The organism is Pseudomonas sp. Sample_9 (genome assembly GCF_004307535.1).
GTDB classification, from domain to species: Bacteria; Pseudomonadota; Gammaproteobacteria; order Pseudomonadales; family Pseudomonadaceae; genus Aquipseudomonas; species Aquipseudomonas mercuritolerans.
On the sequence record NZ_RAZO01000302.1, the window covers coordinates 1 to 1169 of the forward strand.

The 1169-nt window shown below is 64.2% G+C and carries 1 protein-coding gene; it reads right to left on the reverse strand.

Annotated elements, in window-relative coordinates; translation table 11 throughout:
* Nucleotides 1-2 precede the first annotated feature (2 nt).
* On the reverse strand, nt 3-1169 hold a 1167-nt coding region (locus D6877_RS16840; RefSeq protein WP_130911512.1), incomplete at its 5' end, for a carboxyl transferase domain-containing protein.

Genomic DNA, 1169 nt, shown 5'->3' on the forward strand with positions numbered 1-1169 from the left:
CATCACATCCGGAACACGCCGAAGCGGCTCGGTTCGATTGGCGCGTTCAGCGACGCAGACAAGGCCAGGGCCAGTACATCGCGGGTCTGCGCCGGGTCGATGACGCCGTCGTCCCACAGCCGCGCGCTGGAATAGTAGGGGTGACCCTGTTCTTCGTACTGGTCGAGAATCGGCTGCTTGATCTCGGTCTCCTGCTCGGCGCTGAACGCCTGACCGCTGCGTTCGGCCTGTTCGCGTTTGACCTGCACCAAGACGCCTGCGGCCTGTTCGGCACCCATCACGCCAATTCGCGCGTTCGGCCACATCCACAAAAAACGCGGATCGTAAGCGCGCCCGCACATGCCGTAGTTACCGGCACCGAAGCTGCCGCCGATGATCACGGTGAATTTCGGCACTTTGGCGCAGGCCACCGCGGTCACCAGTTTCGCGCCGTGCTTGGCGATGCCGCCGGCCTCGTATTTCTGGCCGACCATGAAACCGGTGATGTTCTGCAGAAAAAGCAGCGGGATGCCGCGCTGGCAGGCCAGTTCGATGAAGTGCGCGCCTTTCTGCGCGGCTTCGGCGAAGAGGATGCCGTTGTTCGCCAGAATCGCGATCGGGTAGCCGTGCAAGTGCGCGAAACCGCAGACCAGCGTGGTGCCGAACAGCGCTTTGAATTCATCGAACACCGAGCCGTCGACCAGCCGCGCGATCACTTCGCGCACATCGAATGGCTGCTTGGCGTCAGCCGGAACCACGCCGTACAACTCGTCGCTGGCGTACAGCGGCGCAATCGGCGTGCGTTGCTGCACCTCGCCGAGCTTGCGCCAGTTGAGGTTGGCGACGCTGCGGCGGGCGAGGGCGAGGGCGTGTTCGTCGTTCTCGGCGTAATGGTCGGCCACGCCGGAGGTCTTGCAGTGCACATCAGCGCCGCCCAGATCTTCGGCGCTGACCACTTCACCGGTCGCAGCTTTCACCAGCGGCGGGCCGGCGAGAAAAATCGTCGCCTGGTTGCGCACCATGATCGCTTCGTCCGCCATCGCCGGCACATACGCGCCGCCAGCGGTGCACGAGCCCATGACCACGGCGATCTGCGGGATGCCCATGGCGCTCATGTTGGCCTGATTGAAGAAGATCCGCCCGAAGTGCTCGCGATCCGGAAACACTTCGTCCTGACGCGGCAGGTTGGC